Source organism: Sphingobium olei (assembly GCF_042678845.1).
Lineage (GTDB): Bacteria > Pseudomonadota > Alphaproteobacteria > Sphingomonadales > Sphingomonadaceae > Sphingobium > Sphingobium olei.
The window spans coordinates 51,532-77,686 of sequence record NZ_JBHTLS010000131.1; the positions used below are offsets into that span (position 1 = coordinate 51,532).

General features: G+C 64.0%; 25 protein-coding genes and 1 tRNA gene. 14 read left to right on the forward strand and 12 right to left on the reverse strand.

Features of this window, described 5'->3' with window-relative positions; genetic code table 11:
• A complete protein-coding gene (gene egtD / locus ACFQ24_RS15310; protein WP_380912732.1) occupies window positions 1–960 on the forward strand; it encodes an L-histidine N(alpha)-methyltransferase in 960 nt (319 codons plus the stop codon).
• Here egtD and ACFQ24_RS15315 read toward each other — a convergent pair.
• The 9 genes from ACFQ24_RS15315 to ACFQ24_RS15355 all read right to left on the reverse strand — a co-directional run bounded on the left by ACFQ24_RS15315 (window position 957) and on the right by ACFQ24_RS15355 (window position 9,174).
• Window positions 957–1,667, reverse strand: a complete 711-nt coding sequence (locus ACFQ24_RS15315) for an HAD family hydrolase (protein ID WP_380912734.1) — start codon at window positions 1,665–1,667, stop codon at window positions 957–959. The genes egtD and ACFQ24_RS15315 overlap by 4 nt on opposite strands.
• Window positions 1,668–1,798: 131 nt before the next feature.
• Window positions 1,799–3,112, reverse strand: a complete 1,314-nt coding sequence (locus ACFQ24_RS15320) for a NupC/NupG family nucleoside CNT transporter (RefSeq protein WP_380912736.1) — start codon at window positions 3,110–3,112, stop codon at window positions 1,799–1,801.
• Between the two features lie 86 nt (window positions 3,113–3,198).
• Window positions 3,199–3,666: an ArsR family transcriptional regulator gene (locus tag ACFQ24_RS15325; protein ID WP_380912738.1), complete on the reverse strand. Its 468-nt coding sequence runs from the start codon at window positions 3,664–3,666 to the stop codon at window positions 3,199–3,201.
• Complete coding sequence (locus ACFQ24_RS15330) at window positions 3,644–4,063, reverse strand: hypothetical protein (RefSeq protein ID WP_380912740.1); 420 nt, start codon at window positions 4,061–4,063, stop codon at window positions 3,644–3,646. Before ACFQ24_RS15330 ends, ACFQ24_RS15325 begins: the two co-directional genes overlap by 23 nt.
• A 61-nt stretch (window positions 4,064–4,124) precedes the next feature.
• Window positions 4,125–4,469, reverse strand: coding sequence for a hypothetical protein (locus tag ACFQ24_RS15335; protein ID WP_380912742.1), 345 nt, complete (start codon window positions 4,467–4,469; stop codon window positions 4,125–4,127).
• 67 nt (window positions 4,470–4,536) lie between these two features.
• Window positions 4,537–5,028 carry a LuxR C-terminal-related transcriptional regulator gene (locus tag ACFQ24_RS15340; RefSeq protein WP_380912744.1) on the reverse strand — a complete coding sequence of 164 codons (492 nt, stop codon included), beginning with the start codon at window positions 5,026–5,028 and terminating at the stop codon, window positions 4,537–4,539.
• 210 nt (window positions 5,029–5,238) lie between these two features.
• Window positions 5,239–7,059: a translational GTPase TypA gene (gene typA / locus ACFQ24_RS15345; protein WP_380912746.1), complete on the reverse strand. Its 1,821-nt coding sequence runs from the start codon at window positions 7,057–7,059 to the stop codon at window positions 5,239–5,241.
• Between the two features lie 103 nt (window positions 7,060–7,162).
• Complete coding sequence (locus tag ACFQ24_RS15350; protein ID WP_380912748.1) at window positions 7,163–8,857, reverse strand: cation acetate symporter; 1,695 nt, start codon at window positions 8,855–8,857, stop codon at window positions 7,163–7,165.
• On the reverse strand, window positions 8,854–9,174 hold the full coding sequence (locus ACFQ24_RS15355) for a DUF485 domain-containing protein (RefSeq protein WP_380912750.1): 321 nt from the start codon (window positions 9,172–9,174) through the stop codon (window positions 8,854–8,856). Before ACFQ24_RS15355 ends, ACFQ24_RS15350 begins: the two co-directional genes overlap by 4 nt.
• 155 nt (window positions 9,175–9,329) lie before the next feature.
• Between ACFQ24_RS15355 and ACFQ24_RS15360 the strand changes: the two genes are divergently transcribed.
• From ACFQ24_RS15360 to ACFQ24_RS15370, 3 genes are all read left to right on the forward strand, one after another.
• Window positions 9,330–10,553 (forward strand): toxic anion resistance protein, encoded by a 1,224-nt coding sequence (locus tag ACFQ24_RS15360; RefSeq protein WP_380912752.1) that lies wholly within the window; start codon window positions 9,330–9,332, stop codon window positions 10,551–10,553.
• Window positions 10,554–10,680: 127 nt separating this feature from the next.
• Window positions 10,681–11,391, forward strand: coding sequence for a hypothetical protein (locus ACFQ24_RS15365; protein ID WP_380912754.1), 711 nt, complete (start codon window positions 10,681–10,683; stop codon window positions 11,389–11,391).
• A 19-nt stretch (window positions 11,392–11,410) separates the two neighbouring features.
• Window positions 11,411–11,563, forward strand: a complete 153-nt coding sequence (locus tag ACFQ24_RS15370) for a hypothetical protein (protein ID WP_380912756.1) — start codon at window positions 11,411–11,413, stop codon at window positions 11,561–11,563.
• 6 nt (window positions 11,564–11,569) lie between these two features.
• On the opposite strand, the gene ACFQ24_RS15375 is transcribed toward ACFQ24_RS15370, so the two are convergent.
• Window positions 11,570–13,468, reverse strand: a complete 1,899-nt coding sequence (locus ACFQ24_RS15375; protein WP_380912758.1) for a potassium transporter Kup — start codon at window positions 13,466–13,468, stop codon at window positions 11,570–11,572.
• A gap of 219 nt (window positions 13,469–13,687) precedes the next feature.
• Here ACFQ24_RS15375 and ACFQ24_RS15380 point away from each other — a divergent pair, with 219 nt between their 5' ends.
• Window positions 13,688–13,930: a hypothetical protein gene (locus tag ACFQ24_RS15380; protein ID WP_380912760.1), complete on the forward strand. Its 243-nt coding sequence runs from the start codon at window positions 13,688–13,690 to the stop codon at window positions 13,928–13,930.
• A 228-nt stretch (window positions 13,931–14,158) separates the two neighbouring features.
• On the opposite strand, the gene ACFQ24_RS15385 is transcribed toward ACFQ24_RS15380, so the two are convergent.
• Window positions 14,159–15,313: an aldose epimerase family protein gene (locus ACFQ24_RS15385; protein WP_380912762.1), complete on the reverse strand. Its 1,155-nt coding sequence runs from the start codon at window positions 15,311–15,313 to the stop codon at window positions 14,159–14,161.
• Window positions 15,314–15,438: 125 nt separating this feature from the next.
• Here ACFQ24_RS15385 and ACFQ24_RS15390 point away from each other — a divergent pair, with 125 nt between their 5' ends.
• Window positions 15,439–16,746 carry a sugar MFS transporter gene (locus ACFQ24_RS15390; RefSeq protein ID WP_380912764.1) on the forward strand — a complete coding sequence of 436 codons (1,308 nt, stop codon included), beginning with the start codon at window positions 15,439–15,441 and terminating at the stop codon, window positions 16,744–16,746.
• Window positions 16,747–16,824: 78 nt separating this feature from the next.
• On the opposite strand, the gene ACFQ24_RS15395 is transcribed toward ACFQ24_RS15390, so the two are convergent.
• The gene (locus ACFQ24_RS15395) at window positions 16,825–17,589 is read right to left on the reverse strand and encodes a FadR/GntR family transcriptional regulator (RefSeq protein WP_380912766.1); all 765 of its coding nucleotides are present in this window, start codon (window positions 17,587–17,589) and stop codon (window positions 16,825–16,827) included.
• A 181-nt stretch (window positions 17,590–17,770) separates the two neighbouring features.
• Between ACFQ24_RS15395 and araD1 the strand changes: the two genes are divergently transcribed.
• From araD1 to ACFQ24_RS15435, 8 genes are all read left to right on the forward strand, one after another.
• Window positions 17,771–18,763, forward strand: coding sequence for an AraD1 family protein (araD1, locus tag ACFQ24_RS15400; protein WP_380912768.1), 993 nt, complete (start codon window positions 17,771–17,773; stop codon window positions 18,761–18,763).
• A 62-nt stretch (window positions 18,764–18,825) separates the two neighbouring features.
• Window positions 18,826–20,394, forward strand: a complete 1,569-nt coding sequence (locus ACFQ24_RS15405) for an alpha-N-arabinofuranosidase (protein ID WP_380912939.1) — start codon at window positions 18,826–18,828, stop codon at window positions 20,392–20,394.
• A gap of 193 nt (window positions 20,395–20,587) precedes the next feature.
• The gene (gene lptB / locus ACFQ24_RS15410; RefSeq protein ID WP_380912770.1) at window positions 20,588–21,370 is read left to right on the forward strand and encodes an LPS export ABC transporter ATP-binding protein; all 783 of its coding nucleotides are present in this window, start codon (window positions 20,588–20,590) and stop codon (window positions 21,368–21,370) included.
• Window positions 21,371–21,416: 46 nt separating this feature from the next.
• Window positions 21,417–22,931 (forward strand): RNA polymerase factor sigma-54, encoded by a 1,515-nt coding sequence (gene rpoN, locus ACFQ24_RS15415; RefSeq protein WP_380912772.1) that lies wholly within the window; start codon window positions 21,417–21,419, stop codon window positions 22,929–22,931.
• Between the two features lie 178 nt (window positions 22,932–23,109).
• Complete coding sequence (locus ACFQ24_RS15420) at window positions 23,110–23,961, forward strand: D-amino-acid transaminase (RefSeq protein ID WP_380912774.1); 852 nt, start codon at window positions 23,110–23,112, stop codon at window positions 23,959–23,961.
• Between the two features lie 217 nt (window positions 23,962–24,178).
• Window positions 24,179–25,201, forward strand: a complete 1,023-nt coding sequence (locus ACFQ24_RS15425) for a winged helix DNA-binding protein (RefSeq protein WP_380912776.1) — start codon at window positions 24,179–24,181, stop codon at window positions 25,199–25,201.
• 49 nt (window positions 25,202–25,250) lie between these two features.
• Window positions 25,251–25,326: transfer RNA gene (locus tag ACFQ24_RS15430), tRNA-Val, on the forward strand.
• Window positions 25,327–25,865: 539 nt separating this feature from the next.
• Complete coding sequence (locus tag ACFQ24_RS15435) at window positions 25,866–26,093, forward strand: zinc-finger domain-containing protein (protein ID WP_380912778.1); 228 nt, start codon at window positions 25,866–25,868, stop codon at window positions 26,091–26,093.
• The last annotated feature ends 62 nt before the right edge of the window (window positions 26,094–26,155 follow it).

Below are 26,155 nucleotides of genomic sequence, written 5' to 3' on the forward strand. Positions count from 1 at the left end.
ATGCTGTTGACCGATCAAGCCGCCGCTTTCGCCACCAGCATCGATCCGGCGTTCCGTCAGGACATATTGGAGGGGCTGTCCCGCTCCCCGAAGGCGACCCCGCCCATCTGGTTCTACGATCGCAAGGGGTCCGAACTGTTCGAGCAGATCACCGACCTGCCCGAATATTATCCGACGCGAACCGAAACCGCCTTGCTGAAGGCCCATGGCTCCGACTTTGCAACCGCAATCGGCGAAGGCCGCGCGGTGGTGGAATTCGGCGCGGGCAGTGCGCGCAAGACTCCGCACCTCCTGCGCGCGATCGCCCCCGCCGCTTATGTGCCGATCGACATCAGCGGCGACTTCCTCCACGCCAGCAGCGCCGAACTCGCGAGCGCCTTTCCCGGCCTGCCCGTGCTGCCCGTCGTCGGCGATTTCAATGGGCCGCTCGACCTGCCCTCCGCCATCGAAGGCTTGCCGCGTCTTGGATTCTTTCCAGGTTCCACCATCGGCAATATGGAGCCTGACGCGGCAGTCGATCTGTTGCGGGCGATGCGCGCGCTGCTTGGGCAGGACGCGACGCTGCTGATTGGCATGGACCGCATCAAGGACAGGGACAGGCTGATCGCCGCCTATGACGACGCGGCGGGCGTCACGGCGGCTTTCAACCTTAATCTGGTCGAGCGGATCAACCGGGAACTGGAAGGCGATCTTCCGGTCGATGGTTTTGCCCACAGGGCGATCTGGAACGACCGCAAAGCGCGGATAGAAATGCATCTGGAGGCGGTGGCACCGCTTCATTTCCATGTCGCCGGTCAATGCTTCCACATGGAAGCGGGCGAGACCATCCACACCGAGAGCAGCCACAAATATGGCGCTCGCGACGGGAGCCTGCTTCTGAGCGCAGGCGGTTGGGATCCGGTTCAGGAGTGGATCGACGCAGAAGGGCTATTCGCCCTGATCCTCGCAACCGCAGCCTAAGCTGTCGCCACCAGCAAATCGCGCAGATCGGCAAGGCTCGGTAATATCGCGGCGCAGGCCAATGCCAGTTCGTCCGTCGGCGGCAGCAGATCAGGCACCATGACGGTCACGATGCCGGCTGCGGTGGCGGACTGCACGCCGGCATGGCTGTCTTCCACCGCCACGATATGCTCCGGGTCGATGCCAAGCCTGGCGGCCGCGAGCAGGTAAGGCTCCGGATGCGGTTTGGGGTGCACCACATCGCTCCGGGTCACCACCACGTCGAAATACTGCGCGATGCCGGTCTTCTGCAGCCGATCCTGCGCGTATGGCGCTTCGGTCGATGTGGCAAGCGCCATCGGTATTCCCGCTTGCGCCAGATGATCCAGCAACAGGTCGGCCCCTGGCCGCAACGGGATGCCCGCGTCGACCGCAGCCTCGAAAAGCGCGTCGCTGTCAGCATAGAAGCGTTCGAGCGGAAACTCCGGTCCCAGCCGGTCCGCCAGCATCTGCCGGTTGGCGTCGCGATGAATGCCCACCATCGACAGCAACAATTCTTCCGGCATCGGCCAGCCGATCGCATTCCCCGTTCGCGCAAAGGCATCGAGGTGAACGGCTTCCGTTTCCAGCAGCGTGCCGTCCATGTCGAAGATCACGGCGCGGATCGGATCTGGCAGCCTGGCAAGGGGTTCGGCAGCAGTCGGCAGGGGCAAGGTCATGCGGCTCATATGCGGGCTTTGCGCGGCATTACCATTGCAAACCGCACGGCCATGATTGCGAATATGTTTTTACGCGAACAAGGGATGCCGCGCCTTATCGCAAGGGCGGCCAAGCGGCTTCCGCAAAACCGCCTGTCCCCTCACAGGCTGAGCATCAGTCCCGCGAGCGCAGCGCTCATCAAATTGGCGAGGCTACCGGCGACCAGCGCCTTCAATCCCAGCTTCGCGATCATCGGCCGTTGGTTGGGCGCGAGATTGCCGGTCACGGCCATCTGGATCGCGATCGAGCTGAAATTGGCAAAGCCGCACAGCGCAAAGGTGATGATGGCGATCGTGGCGGGCGACAATGCGCCCTGCGCCTGGCCGAGGGCAATATAGGCGACGAATTCGTTCAGCACGACTTTCGTGCCGAAGAGGCCGCCCGCCACCTGCGCTTCCTGCCAAGGAATATTGAGGAGGTACATGACCGGCGAGAAGACATAGCCGAGCAGCATCTGGAAACTGAGCGTGGGATAGCCGAACCACCCGCCGATGCCGCCCAAGATGCCGTTCGCCAGCGCCACCAGGGCGACGAAGGCGAGCACCATCGCCCCCACGGCCACCGCCAGCTTCACGCCGGTCTGCGCACCCTGCGCCGCGGCCATGATGAGATTGGCGGGCTTTTCCTCGTCGTGGGAGGCCACCGGCAGCGGCTCGCCCGGCGTGGTTTCCGCCATCAGCGCCGCGGGCCCTGCCGCGCTGCGCCGCGCCTCGGGCAGGTGGATATCGTCCTCAAGCGGCAGTTCGGGTTCCAACACGGGTTCGTCGGGCATCATGATCTTCGCCATCAGCAGGCCGCCCGGCGCGGACATGAAGCTGGCCGCGAGCAGATAGTCGATCTTGATCCCCATCGATGCGTAGGCGGCAAGGATGGTGCCCGCGACGCCGGCCATTCCACTTGTCATCACGGCGAACAATTGCGGCGGCGTCAGGCCGGCCAGATAGGGTCGGATGACGAGGGGGCTTTCGCTCTGCCCAACGAAAATATTCGCCGCCGCGCACAGGCTTTCCACCTTCGACACGCCCGTGACCTTCTCGATCGCTCCGCCGACCCAGCGGACGATGAATTGCATGATACCCAGATAATAGAGGATCGACACGAGGCTGGCGAAGAAGATGATTACCGGCAGCGCGGCGATGGCGAAGCTCGCGCCTCCGATATCCGGCCTTGCAAGCGGACCGAAGATGAAGTCGGTGCCCGCCTGCGCATAGCCCAGCAGGTTCGCGACCCCCTTCGACATGCCGCCGATCACGCTGCGCCCGGCCGGCACGTAGAGCACCAGCAGGGCGATGCCGGCCTGAAGAAGGAAAGCGGCCCCGACGACGCGAGGCCTGACCGCGCGGCGGTCGGATGACAGGGCAAAGGCGATGGCCAGGATGAGAAGAATGCCGGCCAGACCGATGAGAAGATGCATGAAGCGCTTTCGCGTGAAGGACAAACCGCGCGACTATATGAGGCGGAAGGCAGCGATGCCAGCGCTTTGCTGCGCCAGGCGGCGCGTCAATCGGCGAAGGCGAGCGACATCCACGACGCCATGGCGTCCGTCGCGAGCGGCGACAGCCGGACCGCACGCCTGCGCCGGCTGTTTGGCGACGTGCGATTTTCAACCAGCAGCCCGCGTCGCTCCATCGCGCCAACCTGGCCCACGACGACGCTGAGCGACAGGCGCAGCGTCTCGCTCAGTTGCTCCAACGTCATGTCGCCGCCTTCCAGTTCCGCTTGGAAGAGCGCGAGCAATATGTCCCAAGCAGGATCGGAAAACAGATCCTGGCCGAGCAGCATCGCCCGCATCCGGCGGGCCTCCATATAGCGGGACAGCAGGGCCCGCTGTTCTTCCGCCTCGCCATCCAGAATGGCCGGCCCTTCGACGCGGGCATGAAAACTCGTAAGACATCGTTGCAAAGCAACCACCAGATCGACCGCTTCCTGGCTGGGAAGGGCGCGATCAGGCGGAATATGCGCGGTCATGCAACGCCTTCCGGTCGAGCTCTATGCCGATGATCGCGAAGAGCATCAGCGGTATCACCCAGACGGTGCTGAGGCCCTCATAAATGCGGACCGAGAAGCTGCCGATGAGCAAGGTGGTGATGTGGGTCAGTACCGTCATCAGCTGACAGGCGGCGACCCAGACAGGCCAATATCGATTGCTGCGGAGCATCAGCCACAGGAAGGCTGCGAACGCTCCAAAGTCGACGATAGTCAGCCACATCTGCGTCGCGCGCCAGGAGCCTGCCATTTGCGCAGGCATGGTGAGCAATGTCGCAGCGACCGAAATCAGCACGAGCCAGCGCCCGTCGCGCCCGCCGAAGCAGAAGGCGAAGGCGCATGTCATGAGTGTCAGGAGCCAGAAGAAAGCCGCCAGCATCTGCATTTCCGGTTGAGAGGGGGGCCAAAGGTCATGCAACTGCCGGCGACTTTCCGCCTGGTCAAGCGACCAGGGTCAGGTGGCGCGGAGATTCGCGCTGTTCGGTTTCGAGGCCGAGGGGACAGCCAAAGGCGGTTACCTCATGCTGGCTCTGTTCGATGCAGCGCGTCAAAAGGGCGGTCGCACGGACCATGTCGCTGCGGCCTTCGATGATCTTGGAGGCGCTTTGGTGAATTTGCTTGAGGATGCGCTGACTTTCGCTCGCGGTCAGACCGGAGTTCTGAGACGCAGTGAGGAACGCCGTCGTCAGCTGAGCAGCTTCGGCCAGAGCATTGTCCAGGGCGACGAACGCCTGACGGTTCTGGTCGGCGACGGCCTGGGTCTTTTCGCGATCTAGGTTCAGCACAAGTCTTCTCCCTCGCACAAGCGTCCTTCGGACGGTGCGGTCATCAGCATGGCGATAATGGGAAGGATCAACCCAGAGCTTTGAAAGCTCCGGCAATCAGCAGCAGCAATGTGACGACCCCGGCACCGGTCAGAACGGCGGCGCGAATCATCGCCAATATGCGGCCATCAATGCTCAGTTCATTGGTCGATCCCCCAAGCGGCGGGCCGAAGGCGAGGATGCGACGTAGGAGCGATGTCCGCCCCGGTTCCGCTTCCGCTCCGTCCGGCTGAGCAAGGGATGACGCAGGTTCGGGATCTAAGGCAAGCGGCTGCGCTTGATATATCAAAGGCTGATATGCGTCGATCTGGGGCGTCTGTTGCCCTATCGTAACGAAAAGCCGCGCGGCTTCTTTACGCGAAGGCACACCGAATTTACGCAAACTGGTGCGTACACGCTGGTCGACCGTATGCTCCGACACATGGAGCTGACGCGCGATCTCTTTGGAATTGAAGCCCTGCGCGACAAGGCGCAGGCACTGTTTTTCCCCCTCGCTCAATTCAGGCAGGGTGTCCGCCACTCCATCTTTCCTCCTGCAAGGCCCCCTGCCGGACAACGAACGACCGGCAGCGAATGGCCCAGCTATCCCGTTCAAATAAGGAAAACAGGGTTGCGATTCGGTTTGCGTTGCACCGCAAAGTGCCACGAACATGGATGAACGCGCAATCTTTCGCCCTTCCGGCGGCGCGTTTCAGCAAAAAGGGGCGGGGATGACCCCGCCCTCCTTCGATCAGGCCGCAGCTTTGGCCCGGCTCATGCGCTTGCGCTCGTTCGGGTCCAGATAGCGCTTGCGCAGACGGATGGTCTTGGGGGTGACCTCGACCATCTCGTCATCGTCGATATAGGCGATGGCCTGTTCCAGCGTCATCTTCTTGGGCGGCGTCAGGCGGATCGAATCGTCCTTGCCGCTGGCGCGGAAGTTGGTCAGCGCCTTCGACTTCATCGGGTTGACTTCGAGGTCTTCGGGCTTGGCGTTCTCGCCGATGATCATGCCCTCATAGAGCGCTTCGCCCACGCCGACGAACAGGATGCCGCGCTCTTCGAGCGGACCCAGGGCATAGGCCACCGCCTCGCCCGCGCCGTTCGAGATGAGGACGCCATTCTTGCGCCCTTCGATCTTGCCCTTGTGCGGCCCGTACTTCTCGAACAGCCGGTTCATGATGCCGGTGCCGCGCGTGTCGGACAGAAATTCGCCATGATAGCCGATCAGGCCGCGCGACGGTGCGGAAAAGGTGATGCGGGTCTTGCCGCCGCCCGAGGGACGCATGTCGGTCATCTCAGCCTTGCGGATGTTCATCTTATCGACGACCGTACCGGAAAATTCGTCGTCCACATCGATGACGACCGTTTCATAAGGCTCGGTCTTGCCGCCATTCTCATCTTCGCCGAACAGCACGCGCGGACGGCTGATGCCCAGCTCGAACCCTTCCCGGCGCATGGTTTCGATGAGCACGCCCAGCTGAAGCTCGCCGCGTCCCGCGACCTCAAAACTGTCCTTGTCCGCCGATTCCGTCACCTTGATAGCGACGTTGGATTCCGCTTCGCGCATCAGGCGATCGCGGATCATGCGACTCGTCACCTTGCTGCCCTCGCGGCCAGCCATCGGCGAATCGTTGACCGCAAAGCGCATCGAGAGCGTCGGCGGGTCGATCGGCTGCGCCTTGATCGGCGCACTGACCTGCGGGTCGGCGATGGTGTTGGCCACGGTGGCGACGGTCAGGCCGGCAAGCGAAATGATGTCGCCCGCCTTCGCCTCGTCCACCGGTACGCGGTCGAGGCCGCGGAAGGACAGAATCTTCGACGCGCGACCGGTTTCGATCACATTGCCTTCGGCATCGAGCGCATGAATCGGCTGGTTGACCTTGAGCGTGCCCGACTGGACGCGACCCGTCAGGATGCGGCCAAGGAAATTGTCGCGGTCGAGCAGCGTCACCAGGAAGCTGAACGGCGCATCCTCGTCCAGCGCCGGCGGCGGCACATGGTCGACGATCTTCTGGAATAGCGGCTCCAGCGTGCCTTCGCGGCGCTGCGGGTCTTCGCTGGCATAGCCGTTGCGGCCCGATGCGTAGAGAACGGGGAAGTCGAGCTGTTCGTCGGTCGCGTCCAGCGTCACGAACAGGTCGAACACCTCGTCCAGCACTTCCTGAATGCGCTCGTCCGGGCGATCGACCTTGTTGACGACAACGATGGGCTTGAGGCCCAGCGCCAGCGCCTTGCCGGTGACGAACTTGGTCTGCGGCATCGCGCCTTCGGACGAATCGACCAGCAGGATGACGCCGTCCACCATGGAGAGGATCCGCTCCACCTCACCGCCGAAGTCGGCGTGGCCAGGCGTGTCGACGATGTTGATGCGCGTGCCGTTCCATTCGACCGAGGTGGGCTTCGCCAGGATGGTGATGCCGCGTTCCTTTTCCAGGTCGTTGCTGTCCATCGCGCGCTCCTCCACGCGCTGATTGTCGCGGAAGGTGCCGGACTGGCGGAAAAGCTGGTCGACGAGGGTGGTCTTGCCATGGTCGACGTGCGCGATGATGGCGATATTACGCTGGGACATGAACTGCCTTTTGGGATCGGGTTTCCCGGTCGGCACGGCGCCAGCCCGGAACTATCGGGCGCGCCCCTACAGGAAATGACGCGTTGCGGCAAGGGCGGGCCGTTTAATGGTCGCTTGCGGCGAACGCTCCGATGCCGGTTTCCGCCCGCACCCGCTGTGCCGCGTAGCCCGCCTTGTCCACCGCCGCGCGCGGGCTTCGGTCCGCCAGCGAGATCAGCCAGATGGCGATGAAACCGGCCGGGACGGAGAAGATCGCCGCCGAGCTATAGGGGAACGGCGCTGCGTCAAGACCGAAGGTCGTCGTCCAGACCGCCGGCGACAACAGGGTCAGCACGAACGCGGTGAGCAGCCCGACCGTCCCGCCCCACGCAGCCCCCCGCGTCGTGCAGCCGCTCCACAGAAGCGAAAGGATCAGCACCGGGAAATTACCCGAAGCCGCCAGCGCGAAGGCGAGGCTGACCATGAAGGCGACATTCTGCTTTTCGAACACCAGCCCCAGCAGCACCGCAAACGCGCCGAGCGCCAGCGTCGTCAGCCGCGACACGCGCAGTTCGTCGGCCGAACTCGCCTCCCCCCGCTTGAAGACCGTGGCGTAGAGATCGTGGCTCACGGCCGACGCGGCCGACAGGGTCAGCCCCGCCACCACCGCCAGGATGGTGGCGAACGCGACAGCGGATATGAAGCCGAGGAAGGCATTGCCCCCGATGGCATGGGCCAGGTGAATGGCGGCCATATTACCGCCCCCGCGCAGCCCCCCGTCCCCGTCCAGATAGCTGCCCTCTGTACCGACCAGCACGATCGCACCGAACCCGATGATGAAGGTCAGGATGTAGAAATAGCCGATCCAGCCCGTCGCCCAGAGCACCGACTTGCGCGCCTCCTTCGCGTCGGGAACGGTGAAGAAGCGCATCAATATGTGCGGCAGGCCGGCCGTCCCCAGCATCAGAGCCAGGCCGAAGGAGATGGCCGAGACGGGATCCTTGATGAAATTGCCCGGCGCCATGATCGACCGGCCCTGCTCCGCCGCTTGCCCCGCGCTTGCGCCGTCGGCAATGGCAGCCTGCGTCTTCACCTCCACGGCGCGGGCGAACAGCGCTTCCAGGCTGAAACCGGTCTGCGCCAGCACCATGACCGCCATGAAGCTCGCGCCGCCCAGCAGCATCACCGCCTTAATGATCTGCACCCAAGTCGTGGCGCGCATGCCGCCGAAGAGGACGTAGAGCATCATGAGGCCGCCGACGATCAGCACCGCGGCGGCGTAAGGCAGGCCGAACAGCAATTTGATGAGCTGCCCCGCCCCCACCATCTGCGCGACCAAATAGAAACTGACGACCAGCAACGTGCTGACGGCCGCAAAGCTGCGCACCGGCGGCTGCGCGAAGCGATAGGAAGCGACATCGGCAAAGGTGAAGCGGCCAAGGTTGCGCAGCCGCTCTGCCATCAGGAACAGCAGGATCGGCCAGCCAACGAGGAAGCCTGTGGAATAGATGAGGCCATCATAGCCATCGTTGAAGATTTGCGCCGAGATGCCGAGGAAGGAGGCGGCGGACATATAATCGCCGGCCATGGCAAGGCCGTTCTGGAAGCCGGTGATGCCCCCGCCAGCCGTGTAGAAGTCGGACGCGGTACGGGTGCGCGCGGCCGCTGCCTTGGTGATCCACAGCGTCAGCCCGACAAAGGCGACGAACATCAGGATGGCAACCCAGTTGATCGGCTGGCGCTGCGCCTCGCCCTCCAACGCGGCGGCGAAGGCGGGAACGGGCGTCAGGATGGCGAGCGCCGCGAGCAACGCCTTCATGCGGCATGATCCGCAAGGATCGCGGCCATCTGCGCGTCATGATGGCGGTTGGCGTGAACGACGTAGACGGCGGTCAGCGCAATGGCGAACAGGATGAGGCCCAGGCCCACGGGAATGCCGACCGATGTCACGCCCGATCCGACTGGCGCACCGAGCAAGGCCTTGTCGAACGCGATCAGCAGCAGATAGCCGACGAAGGCGATGAAGATCAGCGCCGACAGCAGCCAGCCCAACCGGGCCCGACGCGCCACCAGTTCGATATAGCGGGAGTCATTGCCCACCGCCGCGATCACCGCGTCATCCCTGTTAGGGTCCATACCCCCCTCCTCCTGGCTTTGACCCGCACCCTAGCCTCGCCTCAAGCGATTGCAATGGCGTCGGGTGCGCCTTTATAAACGGGACGCTGACTTGCGGCGCGACTGTTTTATGCACATATGACAGTTCATGCCGCCAATGGCTTCTGGGAGATGACATGGCTTCGACCCCGCCGACCGCTACTGCTACGACCGCTGGCGACATGCTGAACCTGACTCCGCCCGATCCAGTGCCCGCCGTCGCACCGGAAAAGGCGGCAGGATTGGTCCCCATCGAGCACGGCACGCGCAGCAAGCTGGACGAGAAGGTCGACGCCTTTATCGACGATCTCGTCGCCCAGGATGCGAACTCGCCCGAATTCGGCAAGCGCGTGGACCAACTCACCAATATGGGCCGCAAGGAGATTGCGGAGGCCGCTGGGCACAGCAACCGCTTTCTCGACCGGCCGGTGCGCGCGATGGACAGCGACACGAAGGTTGGGGCCGACCTTGCCGAGTTGCGGCGCACGGTGGAGGATCTCGATCCCGGTAAGCAGGGCAGCCTGCTCGCGCCCAAGAAGCTGTTCGGCATCATCCCCTTCGGCAACAAGATGCGCGACTATTTCGACGGCTATAAAAGCGCGCAGAGCCACATCAATTCGATCCTCGGCAGCCTTGCCAGCGGCAAGGATACGTTGATCAAGGACAACGCCGCCATCGACGTGGAACGGCAGAATATGTGGCAGACCATGGGTCGTCTGGAGCAGATGATCCATATCAGCAAGACGATGGACGCGCGGCTGGAAGCCAAGGCGCTGGAGCTGGATTCGACCGATCCGGCCAAGGCAAAGGCGATCCGCGAAAGCGCACTCTTCTACATCCGCCAGCGCACACAGGATCTGCTGACGCAGATGGCGGTGACGGTGCAGGGCTATCTCGCGCTCGACCTCGTCAAGAAGAACAATGTCGAACTGGTGAAGGGCGTGGACCGCGCCAGCACCACCACGGTCGCCGCGCTGCGGACGGCGGTGACGGTAGCGCAGGCGCTGGTGGGGCAGAAGCTCGTCCTCGAACAGATTACCGCGCTCAACACCACGACCGCGAACATGATCGACCGCACCGGCGAACTGCTCAAGAGCCAGACCGCGCAAATCCATGAGCAGGCCGCCTCCAGCACAATCCCGATCGAAACGCTCCAGCGCGCCTTCCAGAATATCTACGACACGATGGACAACATCGACGCGTTCAAGCTCAAGGCGCTCGAGAACATGAAGACGACGGTAAACACGCTGTCGAACGAGGTTGAGAAGTCCAAGGGCTATATCGCCCGTGCCGAAGGCCAGGCGCAGGCGGCGCAGGAAGCGCGGGTGGAAAACCCCCTGCTGAGCGCGATCGAGGGGTAAGGCATTCCATGTTATCCCGCTGCATTCCGTTCGCCCTGAGCCTGACCAAGGGCCAATCTTTCCTGAAGAGGAAGAGAAGGACCGGGCTTCTACAGGCTCAACCCGAACGGACATGGGGCGCTGGCTCATGAGCCGCTCCGACCGCGTTTTGGCCGATGCCGAAGCGGTGCTGCGCCGCCATAGCGAGCGGGGGCGCAGCCTGTCCACGCGGGCGCGGGAACGGCGCAATGCCGGCCTCATTCGCAAGATCAAATATGCCTTTTGGGCGGTGCTCGCCATCCTGCTCGCCAGTGCGGTGGCAGGCTTCGTCATGCCGCTGGGCGTTACGGGCGTCATGATCGCGCTCGGCGTCATCATCGCCGCACTGGTGCTGATCGCGCTTCTTCCGGCGCAAGACCGCGTCCGCACCGAGGCGCTGGCGCAGACGGAGCTCGCCGCCTTGCCGCTCAAGACCGAGATCTGGCTGGAGAACCAGCGCAAGGCGTTGCCCGCGCCCGCCGTCACGCTGGTCGACAGCATCGGGGTGCGGCTGGAAACGCTTGGACCGCAACTGGAGCGGGTGGGCGAAGGCGATCCCGCCGCGCAGGAGATCCGCAAGCTCCTGGCCGATCACCTTCCCGAACTCGTCACCGGCTACCAATCCATTCCCGAGCCGCTCCGGCGGCAGGAGCGCAACGGCCGCGTCCCCGAAAAGCAGCTTGTCGAAGGGCTGTCCGTCATAGACGCCGAAATCGCGCGGATGAGCGAGACTCTCGCTAGCGGCGACCTCGACAAGCTCGCCGTGCAGAACCGGTTCCTAGAACTCAAATATCAGGAAGCCAAGGAACTGGGGCAATAGGCCCTGCGCTCCTTATGGCATGATCCATCTCACGCTCATCATCGTGGATTTCCTGACGGGCCTGCTGGCGGCCGGCGCATGGGCGCTGGCGTCGGCCGGCGGGGCGATCGCGGCGGTGTTGGGCGGCGGGTTCATGGGCCTTTCGCTGTTTCGGCGGTGGCGGCGCAAATGACGTGCCTCAGATTTCCAGCTGCGATCCCAGTTCCACCACCCGGTTCACCGGCAGCTTGAAGAAGTCCATCGGGCTTTCGGCATTGCGGATCATCCAGGCGAACAGCTTTTCGCGCCAGATCGCCATGCCGGGCCGCGCAGACGGGATCAGCGTCTGGCGACTGAGGAAATAGCTGCTGTCCTTCACCGTGATCGGTCCGCCGCAATCCTGAACCGTTTTCAGCACGGCCGGGATGTCTACTTCCTCCATGAAACCATGATTGAGGACAAGGCGGTAGAAGCCCGCGCCATGATCCTCCACCTGCGACCGCACCGCTTCATGCAGGTGCGGCACGCCATGGGTCTTTACCGTCAGGATGATGTTGCGTTCGTGCAGGATGCGGTTGTGCTTGACGTTGTGAAGCAATGCCGGCGGGACGCCCGCAGTGCTGGAAGACAGGAAGATGGCGGTGCCCGGCACGCGCTTCAGCGACGTCATGGTGGACTGGATGAAAAGGTCCAGCTCCATCGCGCCTTCCTGCAACCTCTCGCGCATGATCCGGCGGCCCGTCGCCCATGTCGTCAGGATCACGAAGGCCACGGTCGCCACCATCAGGGGGAACCATCCGCCATCGGGAATCTTGGTCGCGTTCGACGCGAAGTAAGCGCCATCGATCAGCAGGAACAGGCCGGTTACGCCGCCCGCCGCCAGCGGCGGCCAGCGCCATACGGAGAAAGTCAGTACGCCCAACATGCAGGCAGTGATCACCATGGTGCCCGTGACGGCGATGCCGTAGGCGGCCGCAAGGTCCGTCGAACTGCCGAAGCCCACCACCAGCAGGATCACGAAGATCAGCAGCGCATAGTTGACCAGCGGCACGTAGATCTGCCCCGCTGCCGACGCGCTGGTGTGCAGGATGCGAAGACGGGGCAGGAAGCCCAGCTGCACCGCCTGCTGCGTCACTGAAAAGGCCCCGGAAATCACCGCCTGGCTGGCGATGATCGTCGCCAGCGTGGCGAGGATCACCAGCGGCAGGCGCGCCCAGTCGGGCGCCATCAGGAAGAAGGGGTTCGCCGCCGCCGCCGGCTGATCGATCAGCAGCGCGCCCTGCCCCAGATAGTTGAGCAGCAGGCAGGGGAAGGCGGCGTAGAGCCAGGCGATGCTGATCGCCTTTCGCCCGAAATGCCCCATGTCGGCATAGAGCGCCTCCGCGCCCGTGACCGCCAGCACGACCGACCCCAGCGCCAGGAAAGCCAGCAAGGGGTCCAGGGCAAAGAAGCGGAACGCCCAGACAGGATTGACGATGGCGACGATCTCGGGATGGCGCAGGATATTCACGATGCCGAGCAGCGCGAGCACGATGAAGTAGACGACCATCACCGGACCGAACAACGCCCCGACCCGCGCCGTGCCGAATCGCTGGATCAGGAAAAGCGCGACAAGGATGACGATGGCGATCGGCAGGACGAGCGACGTGAGGCTCGCCTGGACCACCGTCAGGCCCTCCACGGCCGAGAGCACGGAAATTGCGGGTGTGATGATGGCGTCGCCGTAGAAGAGCGCGGTCGCCAGCACGCCGAGCGCGGCGATCAACGGGGTTCTGCCCGACCCTTCCAGATTGCGCCGGATCAGCGCCAGCAATGCCATGCTGCCGCCTTCGCCATGATTGTCCGCACGCATGACGATGAACACATATTTGACCGTCACGATCAGCGTCATCGTCCAGAAGATCAGCGACAGCACCCCGTAGATATGCAGCGGATCGACCGTAAGGGGGTGGTGACCGACGAAGCTTTCCTTCAGCGCATAAAGCGGCGACGTGCCGATGTCGCCGAACACCACGCCCAGCGCGCCCAGCGCCAGTGGCCCCAGTCCCTGAGCGGGAGCATGGGCGCTTCCCGCATTTCCTTCGACCTCACCCTGCATCGATGATCATTCTCCGTCATTCCTGCCGTCGATGCCATGAGCGCAGAGGTAAATTCCATATGAATGATCGTGCGGGTCCATAGTATTTCCATATGAAAACGGTCAGAAGACACAAATTCCTACGCAAATACAATGGAGCGGCGCGGTTGACGCTCTCGAAATGCTATGCGGCCGGCCGTATGTAAAGCGTCCTTCACCGTATGAAGGAGAGCCGTCTGCATGACCCGTCATGGTTGGCCGATATGGATCGGATTGCGATTGGCCGGACTGGCGCTGCTGCTGTGCGATCGGCCGCTGGGTTCCCAATTGGCCGCTTCGGTGCATCGCTCGACCGCTGTCACTGCGGGTCAGCTGCTGCTGGCCGGGGCCTGCTTTCTCTGCACCTCATCAGGCATGGCGCTGCTCGTCATGAGCGCAGCGTTGCTTAGGAAGGTGCCGGTCACGGCGCGATGGGCTGGTTAGCGCCGATGTGCGCGAAAAATAGACCCGGACAGCGACGGGCGTGTGCAGTTCGCCGTCAGCTGTCCGGGGTCGCAACATTGCCAATCTTGGAGAGGCATGACAACGTTGTCCCCGCCCCTCTAAGAGATTTATCCTCGCCTTGCAACCCCCTTTGACGAGGAAGACAAACCTCGCTCCGTTTGACGGGCGAGGTTGCAACCGCGAGGGCGTCGGACTGCTGCGCTCCGTTTAGCGCTTCACCGACAGGCGATAGATCATTTCATGATGATAGGGCTTGCCCGGATCGACCCGCGCCGACACGAAACTGGGCTTGTTGGGCGCGTCCGGGAATTTCTGCGGCTCCAGCGCGATGCCGTCGCCCATGCGGTAGAGGTGGCTACCCTTGCCCAGCAGCGACCCGTCCAGGAAGTTGCCCGTGTAGAACTGGACGCCCGGCTCGGTCGTCAACACGTCCAGCACGCGGCCCGACTGCGGATCTTCGAGGCGCGCCGCCAGCCCCGGCACCTTGGTCAGCCCCTTGTCGAGCGCGAAATTATGGTCGTAGCCATGTCCGGCGACGATCTGCGGATCGCGTCCGTCGCGAATGCCGTCCGCCACGCGCCGGGGCATGCGGAAATCGAAGACGCCGCCTTCCACGGGCTTGAGTTCGCCCGTGGGAATGAGATGCACATCGACCGGCGTGAAGGCCTTGGCCGGGATGGTCAGCAGGTGATTGACCGTTCCTTCGGGCGCGCCCTCGCCCGCCAGGTTGAAGATGGCATGATTGGTCATGTTGACGATCGTGGGCTTGTCGGTCTTCGCGTCGAACACGATCCCCAGGTTGCCGGCCTCGTCCAGCGTGTATGTGACGGTGACGTCCAGCTTGCCGGGGTAACCCGCGTCGCCTTCCGGGCTGGTGAGGCCCAGCACCACGCTCGCCTTGGGACCGCTTTTCATGGACACGACCGTCCACACCTGCTTGTCGAAGCCCTTGCCCCCGCCGTGCAGCGAATTGACCTTGTCGTTGAGCGGCAACTGATAGGTCTTGCCGTCGAGCGAGAACTTGCCGCCCGCGATGCGATTGGCATAGCGGCCCACGGTCACGCCATAATAGTTGGGATGCTCGACATAGCCCTTGAGGTCGTCATAGCCCAGCAGGACGTCCGCCACCTTGCCTGCCTTGTCCGGTCCCGACAGCGATTGCAGCGTCGCGCCATAGGTCAGGATTTTCGCCGACACCCCTTGCCCGTTGCTGAGGGTGATCGTCTCCACCGCCGCGCCGTTCGCGGTTCCGGCCGGCGCACGGCTGGCCTCTGCCGCCAATGCCGCCCCAGCCGCCATGACGGCGCCCATAGCACCGCGGGAAAGTGTGGATTTCAGAGCAATGATCCCGGCCTTGTGCATGAACGTCCTCCCTAACAGCGGTCGCCCATTGACGGGCGGTTGGGGGACATATACTCGGACATATTATGCGGACGCAAGCCTTGCACATGGTAGTTTGCATCAAGATTTCTTGCGGAGGAGGATGAATGGCTGGACCGATCTCGTCAGGCGCGGGGGCATCCGCGACCTATAACCCCGGCACGCGTTATGGCCCTGCGCTGGCCCTGCTTGCCAGCCTCTTCTTCATGTGGGGCTTCATCACCGTCATCAACAACACGCTGCTGCCGCATCTGCGGAGCGTGTTCGACCTCAGCTACACCCAGACGACGCTGATCGAATCGGTCTGGTTCATCGCCTATTTCTTCGCGTCCATCCCGTCCGCCAAGCTGATCGAGCGGGTGGGATACCAGAAATCCATGGTGATCGGGCTGCTCATCATGGCGGCGGGCGCGCTCGGCATGACGCTGGCGGCTTCCATTCCCTCCTATGGCGTGACGCTGGTCATGCTGTTCGTCATCGCCAGCGGCATCACCCTGCTTCAGGTCGCGGCCAACCCCTATGTCGCCGTCGTCGGCAAGCCCGAAACCGCCTCTTCCCGCCTCAACCTGGTGCAGGCGATGAATTCGGCCGGCACCATGCTCGCGCCGATGTTCGGTGCCTATCTGATCCTTGGCCGGTCGAAAGGGGGCACGGCGCAAGGCGATGTCGTCCTGACCCAGGCGGAACGGCTGGCGGACGCGCAGTCGGTGGTCCTCCCCTATGTGCTGGTGGCGATCGTCCTGGTCGTTCTGGCCGTGGTGATCGCGCGCTTTCCCTTGCCCGCAATGGGTGCCGCGACGCAGCGCCACAACAAGGAGGAGCGGAAGAAATATTCGCTGTGGAACCACCGCAACCTGGTGTTCGGCATCCCGGCCATCTTCATTTACCTGATCGCGGAAATCGGCGTCGCCAACCTGTTCGTCAACTTCGTCAGCCAGCCGCAGATCGCCAATCTGACGCACGAGCAGGCTGGCAATTACCTGACCTTCCTGTGGGGCGGAATGATGGTCGGCCGCTTCGCCGGCTCCGCCATCATGCAGAAGTTCGACGCCGGCCATGTCCTCGCCGCCTTTTCCGTGGGCGCGTTCCTGGTGATGCTGGTCACCGTGTTCACCACCGGCCCGGTCGCCATGTGGTCGCTGATCCTGGTCGGCCTGTTCCACTCGATCATGTTCCCGACCATCTTCACGCTCGGCATCAAGGGGCTGGGACCGCTGACCGAGGAAGGCTCAGGCCTGCTGATCATGGCCATCGCGGGCGGCGCGCTGGTGGTGGTGCAGGGCTGGCTCGCGGATATCTACGGCTTGCAGACCAGCTTCCTGCTGACCGCCGCCTGCGAACTTTATGTCCTCTTCTACGCGCTGTGGGGCTGCAAGGTGACGAACGCCTTGCCGGACCAGCAGATCGCTGACTGACACGACGGCATCGAAAACAGCAAAAGGCCGGTGCGGGACGACCGCACCGGCCTTTTTCTTTGCGGAAGCGGCTTCGCCTTAGTCCCGCATGGCGCTCGCCGTGTCCTCCAGCGCCAGGTCCACGAGCGCCCGCATGGCGTCCGACGCCGCAACCGGATCACCCGCGGCGATCGCGTCGAACACCCGCGCATGATCGGGAATAGGGTTGCGCGGCAGGGCGCGGGCGCGCTGCTTGAACTGGGTCGTCCAGTTGACCGCCGCGCCGATGCTGGCGGTCAGCACGATCAAAGCATCGTTCCGTGTCGCCTGAAGGATCGCATTGTGGAAGTCCCGGTCCGCCGCCCGCCCGGCCTCGGTCGCCAGCGTGTGGCGACGCATGGCGGCGAGCGCGTCCTTCATGATCCGGATGTCATCCTTGTCCCGCCGCTGCGCAGCCAGCCTCGCCGCCGCCGGCTCGACGATGGCGCGCAGTTCGAACAGGTCGCGCACGAACTGGATGTCCGGCTCCCCGGCGAAGGCCCAGGCCAGCACTTCGGGGTCGAGCAGGTTCCATCGCGTGCGCGGCAGTACGCGGGTGCCTGCCTTTGGCCGGCTTTCCACCAGGCCCTTCGCGGTCAGCACCTGTATCGCCTCCCGATAGGCGCTGCGCGACACTTCCAGTTCCTCTGCGAACGCGACCTCTCCCGACAGCGTATCGCCCGGCTGATACTGGCCGGACAGGATCGCCATGCCCAGTTTGTGGGCGATCGCGCCGTGCAGCCGCCGGCCAGGCCCTCTCACTGGCCTGACTTCACCGCCATCGTCCTTGGCCTTCCCCTGCTTCGAAGGGTCGTCTTGTGCCATTTCCCGCTCCTCCCGCTTCCCCAACGCGAAATGGCTCGTGCTACAACACGAGGATTGCCATTACCACTCTCCTGAAATATGTCGGAGTAAATCACCCATATCGTTGCGTGCGTGCCCATCGGCGCGCAGCGACGCGGCCATCGATGAAAAAGCGCCAACTGGCGCGCGGGAGGAAGATTTCATGACATTGCGCCTGTTGCAGCATCGGTCCGGCATTGGCGAGCGATCGGTCATCGCCGCCCAGGGCGACGCCGCACATTTCGTGCCCGGCTTTTCGACAATCCGGGCGCTGGCGCTACGCGCGATCGCCGGCGGCATCGGCCTTGCCCAGGCAGTCGAAGAGGCAGGCCAGGGCGGAAGCGTCGACATCGCCGCGGAATATGCGGCTGGCCGGCTGCTCGCACCGATCGATCATGAAGACGACGCGCATGTGCTGATGACCGGCACCGGCCTTACCCATCTTGGGTCGGCAGAAGGCCGCGACAAGATGCATCGCGAAGCCGCGGCAGCCGAAAAGCAGACCGACAGCATGCGCATGTTCCTGGAAGGCCTGGAAGGCGGCAAGCCCGCCCCGGGGCAAGTCGGCCAGCAACCCGAATGGTTTTACAAGGGCGACGGATCGCAACTGGTTGGCCCCGGCGACGCGCTGACCATGCCGTCCTTCGCCAAGGATGGGGGCGAGGAGCCGGAACTGGCCGGCATCTACATCATCGGTGACGACGGCAGGCCCTACCGCCTGGGCCTCGCGCTCGCGAACGAATTTTCGGACCATGTCACCGAACGGCACAATTATCTCTGGCTCGCCCACTCAAAGCTGCGGCAGGCCGCGCTCGGGCCGGAACTGCTGGTCGGCGACCCGCCCGCCCATATCGAAGGGTCCAGCCGCGTCCTGCGCGCCGGGCAGGTCATTTGGGAAAAACCCTTCCTGTCGGGCGAAGCGAACATGTCGCACAGCCTGGCGAACCTGGAGCATCATCATTTCAAATATGCGCTGTTCCGCCGACCCGGTGACGTGCATGTTCATTTCTTCGGCACCGCGACCCTCTCGTTCAGCGACGGCGTGACCACGCAGGAAGGCGACGTCTTCGAGATCGAAGCGGCGCCCTTCACCCTGCCCGCACGCAACCCGCTCACGCGCGCGCAACCGGCCGATCTGGCCGTCCAGCCGCTGTAGGGCGGTTGCCCATCCCCGAGACCATCCATTCACCCGATAAGAGCTTCAGGAGAGGACGCATGATGATGAAGACCCTGCGCCGCACCACCGCCACGCTGCTGCTTTGCGCCAGCGCGCTGGCGTGCGGCACGGCCGTGGCGGACACGGACGGCAAGCCGACCACCGCCACGATCCACGCCGACAAGCCAGGCCCGGTCTACGACAAGCGGATCTTCACCCAGTTCGCCGAACATCTGGGTCATGGCATCTATGGCGGCCTGTGGGTCGGCAACGACAAGTCCATCCCCAACACCAACGGGTTCCGCAACGATGTCATAGGCGCGCTGCGCAACCTCGCCGTGCCCGTCATCCGCTGGCCGGGCGGCTGCTTTGCCGACGAATATCATTGGCGTGAAGGGATCGGCCCGCGGGGCAAGCGGCCGGTCAAGGTGAACACCAACTGGGGCGGCGTGACCGAGCCCAACGCGGTCGGCACCCACGAATATTTCGAGCTGCTGCGCCAGGTCGGCGCGGAAGCCTATATTTCTGGCAATGTCGGCAACGGCACGCCGCAGGAAATGGCGGAGTGGATCGAATATATCACCGCCCCGGCCGGCAGTCTTGCCGACGAGCGGGCGAAGAACGGGCATAAGGAACCCTGGGCGCTCGCCTCCTTCGGCATTGGCAATGAGCTGTGGGGCTGCGGCGGCAACATGACCGCGCAATATGCCGCGGATGTGACGAAGCGCTATTCGACCTTCCTCAAGGTTCCGGCCGGCAAGACGCTGGTCCGCATCGCTTCGGGCGCCAATGGCGGCGACTATAACTGGACCGAAGTGACCATGCGCGAGGCGGCCAAGCAACTCGATGCGCTCTCGCTCCACTATTACACGCTGCCCCAGGGTGGCTGGCCGCCCAAGGCGGACCCGGTCAATTTCGGCGAAACCGAATGGGCAGACACGCTCGCCGCCACCTGGAAGATGGACGAACTCATCACCGGCCATTCCAAGATCATGGACAAATATGATCCCCAGAAGCGCGTGTTCCTGGCTGTCGATGAATGGGGCACCTGGTATGCGCCCGATCCGGGCACAAACCCCGGTTTCCTGCGCCAGCAGAACACGCTGCGCGACGCCCTGGTCGCGTCGGTCAATCTCGACATTTTCGCCAAGCATGCCGATCGCGTCCGCATGACCGCCATCGCGCAGATGGTGAACGTCCTTCAGGCGATGATCCTGACAGACGGCAAAAAGATGATCCTGACGCCGACCTACCATGTGTTCGAGATGTACAAGCCGTGGCAGGACGCGACGGTCCTGCCGATCGACCTGACGACGCCTTGGTACAACAAGGACAAGTTCGTGATGCCGGCGGTCAGCGGATCGGCCGTGCGCGGCAAGGACGGCAAGGTCCATGTCGGCCTTTCCAATCTCGACCCCAATCAGCCCAACACGGTCACGGTCAAGCTGGACGGCCTCAACGCCGCGACCGTGTCGGGCCGGGTGCTGACGGCGCAGGCAATCAACGCCCACAACACGTTCGATGCGCCGGACGTGGTGAAGCCCGCTCCGTTCACGGGCGCGCAGATCGCCGGCGGTACGCTCACCGTCACCCTGCCGCCCAAGTCGGTGGTCGTGCTCGACCTGCAATGACGATAAGGACCGGCAGGCTTTCCCCCCATAGGGTTGGAAGCCTGCCGGTCGTGTCGGCGGCCCGTCGCGCGGACCGCCCTGCTCCGGCATTTTCTCCTTGCCCCGCGCCCTTTCCCATGCACAAAGCTTGCCAGTTGTCGCGCGCGACGCCATTTTCGCGCGCGATCCAGAATTTCGTGTAAGGACGTACCGCATGGACGACGTGATGGCCCCGGACCGGGCGGCTCCAAGGCCGCAAATTCCGCAGGAAGTCGGCGACGGCCTGTCGGTGATCTCGATCGCGAAAAGTTATGACAAGCGGGTCGTGCTGTCCGACGTGTCGCTGACCGTGGGCAAGGGAGAGGTCGTAGGCCTGCTCGGCCCCAACGGCGCGGGCAAGACGACCTGCTTTTATTCCGTCATGGGCCTCGTCCGCCCGGATCATGGCCGCATCATCCTCGACGGGCAGGACATCACCAATCTGCCCATGTATCGCCGCGCTATCCTCGGCCTTGGCTATCTTCCGCAGGAAACGTCCATCTTTCGCGGCATGACCGTGGCGCAGAATATCGGCGCGGTGCTGGAACTGGCCGAGCCGGACAAGGCTGCGCGAGAGGCGCGGCTGGAGCAACTGCTCTCCGAATTCGGCCTTGGGCGCCTGCGCGATTCGGCCGCGATGGCCCTGTCGGGTGGCGAGCGTCGCCGTTGCGAGATCGCCCGCGCGCTGGCCGCAAATCCGTCCATCGTCCTGCTGGACGAACCCTTCGCCGGCATCGACCCGCTCTCCATCGCCGACATTCGCGACCTCGTGAAGCAGTTGAAGACACGCGGCATCGGCGTCCTCATCACCGATCATAATGTCCGCGAGACGCTGGAGATCGTCGACCGCGCCTGCATCATCTATGACGGGCAGGTTCTTTTCGCCGGAAGCCCGACCGAACTCGTCGCCAACGCCGATGTGCGTCGCCTCTATCTGGGCGAGAATTTCCAGCTCTAGGCATGGCGACGCTGCGCTCTCCTCTCGCCGGACAGAGCGAACGGTAATGGCGCTCGGCCCTCGTCTGGACCTGCGTCAAAGCCAGTCGCTGGTGATGACGCCCCAGTTGCAGCAGGCGATCAAGCTGCTGGCGCTCAGCAATCTGGAGATCGACGCGTTCGTCGCCGGGGAGCTGGAGAAAAATCCGCTCCTCGAACCCGGCGGTCCCACCGACGTTGCTCCAATCCCCGACGGGGTAGACCTAACGGAGGAGCGCCCTGCCCTCCCTGCCGAAACCGGCGCGAGCGACGAACTGATCGCGCAAGGATTGGGCGCAGCAGACAGCCCGCTCGACGTCGATCACGGCGCGACCATCTTCATCGACGACGGCCCGGCCGACCGCATGACCGGGCCTGGCGGCGGCATGGACATGATGGGCGGCGGCAGCGGCTATGGCGAGGATGCGCCGGATTTCGACAGTTTCGCCGCGCCCGATGTCGGCCTGCACGAACATCTGATGGATCAGGCGCGCGCCGCACTTTCGGGCATGGACCTCATCATTGCCGCGCACCTGATCGGGCAGATTGACGAGACCGGCTATCTGGAGGCGAACCTGCTCCAGGCCGGCCATGCGCTGGGTGTACCTCTGTTCGATGTCGAACGGGTGCTGACCGTCATCCACGGCTTCGATCCCACGGGCGTGGGCGCGCGTTCCCTGTCCGAATGTCTCGCGCTTCAGGCGAAGGAGGCCGATCGCTACGATCCCTGTATGGCGCGGCTGCTCGCCAATCTCGACCTGCTGGCCAAAGGCGCCCTGCCCCAGCTTCGCCGCATCTGCGGCGTGGATGAGGAGGATATGGCGGACATGATCGCGGAACTGCGTGCCTATGATCCAAAGCCCGGCCTGCAATTCGCGGGCGAGCGCGCTGCCCCCGTCACCCCGGACCTGTTCGTGCGGAAGACGCGCGAAGGCTGGGGCATAGAGATCAACAGCGCCACCCTTCCCCGTCTGCTCGTCAACCGCAGCTATTATGTCGAACTGGCGAGCGGCCCGCAGGACCGGAACAGCAAGGCCTGGCTTGCCGACTGCCTCGCCAGCGCCAACTGGCTGGTGAAGGCGCTCGACCAACGGCAAAAGACCATCATCAAGGTGGCGGGCGAGATCGTGAAGCAGCAGGAGGCCTTCTTCCGCGAAGGCGTAGCGCACTTAAAGCCCATGACGTTGAAGGCGGTGGCCGACGCGATCGGCATGCACGAAAGCACGGTCAGCCGCGTCACATCCAACAAATATCTTTCCTGCCCGCGCGGCCTTTACGAGCTTAAATATTTCTTCTCCAGCGGGGTCTCCTCCGCGACCGGGGACGGCGCGGTGTCCGCCGAAGCGGTGAAGAGCCACATCAAGGCGCTGATCGGGGCGGAAGACCCGCAGGCGATCCTCTCCGATGACACGCTGGTCGACATGCTCCGCGCGCGGGGCATGGACATAGCGCGCCGCACGGTCGCGAAATATCGCGAGGCTCTGGGCATCGGCTCGTCGGTCCAGCGCCGCCGGCAAAAGGCGCTCAAGGGCCGCGCCGCCTGACCCCGCCTGTCCTATGCGACAGGGCTGGCCCTATACTGCGTAGGACTTCGCGATAGGATCAGCCGCTCGTAACAAAATGTCAAAATCTGCGGGAAATATGCGAAGTTAAGGGACTTGATTCCTACTCGCGCCCCCTGCAACGGCCGGGCCATCGCCGCCTGAAAGGACATTCTCCTCCATGTCGATCGCCTATCTGAACGGTGTTTTCCTGCCGTTGGAAGATGCCCGCGTCTCTCCGCTCGACCGCGGCTTCCTGTTCGCGGACGGCATCTATGAGGTCGCGGCCGTCATCGACGGGCGGCTGGTCGACAATGCCAGCCATCTGGCGCGCCTGGAACGCTCAACCGCCGCCATCGGCATCACGCTGCCCCTGTCGCCCGATGACATTCAGGCGGTGCAGAAGGAACTGGTGGTCCGCAATGCTTTGTCCGAGGGCCTTGTCTATCTTCAGGTGACGCGCGGGGCGGATGTCTCACGCGACTTTATAGCGCCCGCGTCGCTTAGCCCGACACTCTTCCTGTTCGTGCAGGACCGACCCTTCCTGGATCTGCCCGCTGTCCGCACCGGCATCGCTGTCGCGACCATGCCGGACCTTCGCTGGAAGCGCCGCGACATCAAGAGCGTCGGCCTGCTGGCGCAGGCGATGGCAAAGCAGGCGGCGCGGGACGCCGGCGCCCAAGAAGCCTGGATGGTCGAAGACGGCTTCGTCACCGAAGGCGCATCGTCCACCGCCTTCATCGTCATCGACGAAGGGATCATCACCCGCCCCTATAGCGAGGCGGTTCTCGCCGGTTGCACTGCCAGCGCGCTCACAGCCCTGGCAGAGGAAAGCGGCCTGCGCATCGTCCGCCGCCCCTTCACCGTGGCGGAAGCGCTCGATGCGAAGGAGGCCTTCATCACCAGCGCCTCGACCCTGTGCCAGTCGGTGGTAAGGATCGACGGCCGCAACATCGGCGACGGAACCCCGGGTCCGATAGCCACCCGGCTGCGCACCCTGTACATCGATTTCGCGCGATCCACTGCCGTTTGACTATTATCACCGAAATGGACGGATTTTGGTGCCTGCCCGATGTGGGCAAAAGTCGCCAGATCGGCCGCATTTCCCGCAGAATCGGACAAACCCGAACTGAAAGGCCGGCTTTGCCACGCCTTTTCCTCCCGGGTCGGTTTGTTTTGGACCAATATCGGGCTGATTGAATCCGTTCTTGCTTTATTCTCGGGAACGAAGCTAGAACGGGAGCGACGCGATGTTGGAAGACTATTCTCTCACTCCGCCCATCGAAGGTAGCATTGGGCAGGTCGCCCTGCCATTGGCCGCGCGGGACGATCGCCCCGGCCTTCTGGTTTTCGGCGACTGGCTGGATGCGGAGGATTTCCAGCCGCTTGCCGACGCCGCGGGCTTCCGGCTGCTGGGCACGATCGGTCTTGAAGGCGCCTCGGTCCGTCTGGACCGCCAGACGCATTGCGACGGCCTCCTGCTTTTCTGTCAATCCGCGACGCCATCGCTAGAGCGGCTGCTCGTACAGGTCGAAACGCAGGCGGTGCAGACCGGCATGGCCGTCATCCTCGTCGCCGGATGGGATACGGTCGACCTTGCCTATGGCTGCGTGCGTAGCCCGCACACGCAATTGCTGTGCGATCCGGATCGGATGGAACTGGCTGCTGCCATCGTCGCCTTGGGCGAGCATCGGCCTGCAGCGGGTCGCGTTCACGAGGTCGACCGGGAAAGCGCGAAGTTGCAGCAGTTGAGCGATGAGGTCGGTCGTCTGGCACGGACGCTGGACGCACTGACCCACCGCGCCCGCAACGGCGCAACGCCCAGCTTCGATCTTGGCCCGCGCATTTCGGACCGGCCCAGCGACTATATCGGTATGCCCGCCCTTGCGCCAATGGGCGCGGCTGGCACGGTGCCCACCAATCCATCGACCGAAATCAACGCGGCACAAATCCGCGACCTGCTGCGCGCGCGCCGCTTGCGTGCCGACTTCCTGCCGGGCGACCTGTTCGCCGACCCGGCCTGGGACATGCTGCTCGATCTGCTGGCGGCACGGCTGGAGCGGGAGCGGGTTTCGGTATCCAGCCTCTGCATCGCCGCAGCGGTGCCGCCCACCACGGCGTTGCGCTGGATCAGGACGCTGACCGACAAGGGGCTGGTGGAGCGGCAGGCCGATCCTTATGACGGCCGCCGCGTCTTCATCACCCTGGCGCAGGAAACCGCCGACGCGCTCATTCGCTGGTTCGGTGCCAGTCGGCGGCTGTTGACCACATGACGCCGCTTGACCGACGCGCCTTTTGCCCGCAATAGGCGCTTCCCCATGGGGGCGATTAGCTCAGTTGGTAGAGCGTCTCGTTTACACCGAGAATGTCGGCGGTTCGAGCCCGTCATCGCCCACCAGTTTCGTTGAAGAAGGAGCCGTCCGGGGGACGGCTTCCGGCGACGCTCCCGAGCGACAGCGAAGGGTGTCAGCTTTTGGAGCCTGTCCTGGGGACGGTCGAGCCGAAAACCTCCGAGCAGCTATGCTGCGAGGGTGTAGCCGATCAGGCAATACTTGATGGCATTTCTACCGGCGAAATTTCCGCGTGTGTGAAAGCCGTAGAGCCGGCGCGCCGTAGGCCCCCTCCCGACGCAACGCGCCAGCGCCAGCGAGGGTGCCCTGCTCAAATCCTACTCCGCGTCCGTAACGTTCATGTCCCCGCAAGCTTCGACGGCGCATTGTTCCTGCATGTCGTTCGCAGCATCCCTCGCCGGCGCCACATTGCCCCTGCTGCTGATGCTGTCTCCATTCGCCGTCATGGCTGCACGCGCCTGTCCCGACTCGCCCCCTGCCGCTGGCGCCGCGGGGGCCAAGCCCGCGCCCTGCCCGCGTCCGCTGCCGCCGCTGATGTAACCGCCCATATTGCAGCGCGCCGTTACCGCTGCTAACGCCATCGGCCATGATCCAGCCGCCTGAAATCATCCGAGTCACCAAATCCCGCATCTCCTGCGACGGATCGGGCGACATACCGGCCGCGCTCGGCCATCCGCGCGTCTTCCTGGAAATCGACGAGCATGGCTATGTCGATTGCGGCTATTGCGACCGCCGCTTCGTCCTGATCGGCAGCGTCGCGGACAATGGCGACGTCGCATCCAAGCCGGACATCGCTTCGAGCGCCAGCCTCTAGCAAGACGGCCGCGCCTCGCCACTGGGCAGCCGAAAATCGCCATGCAGCTTTTCTGGTTGGGT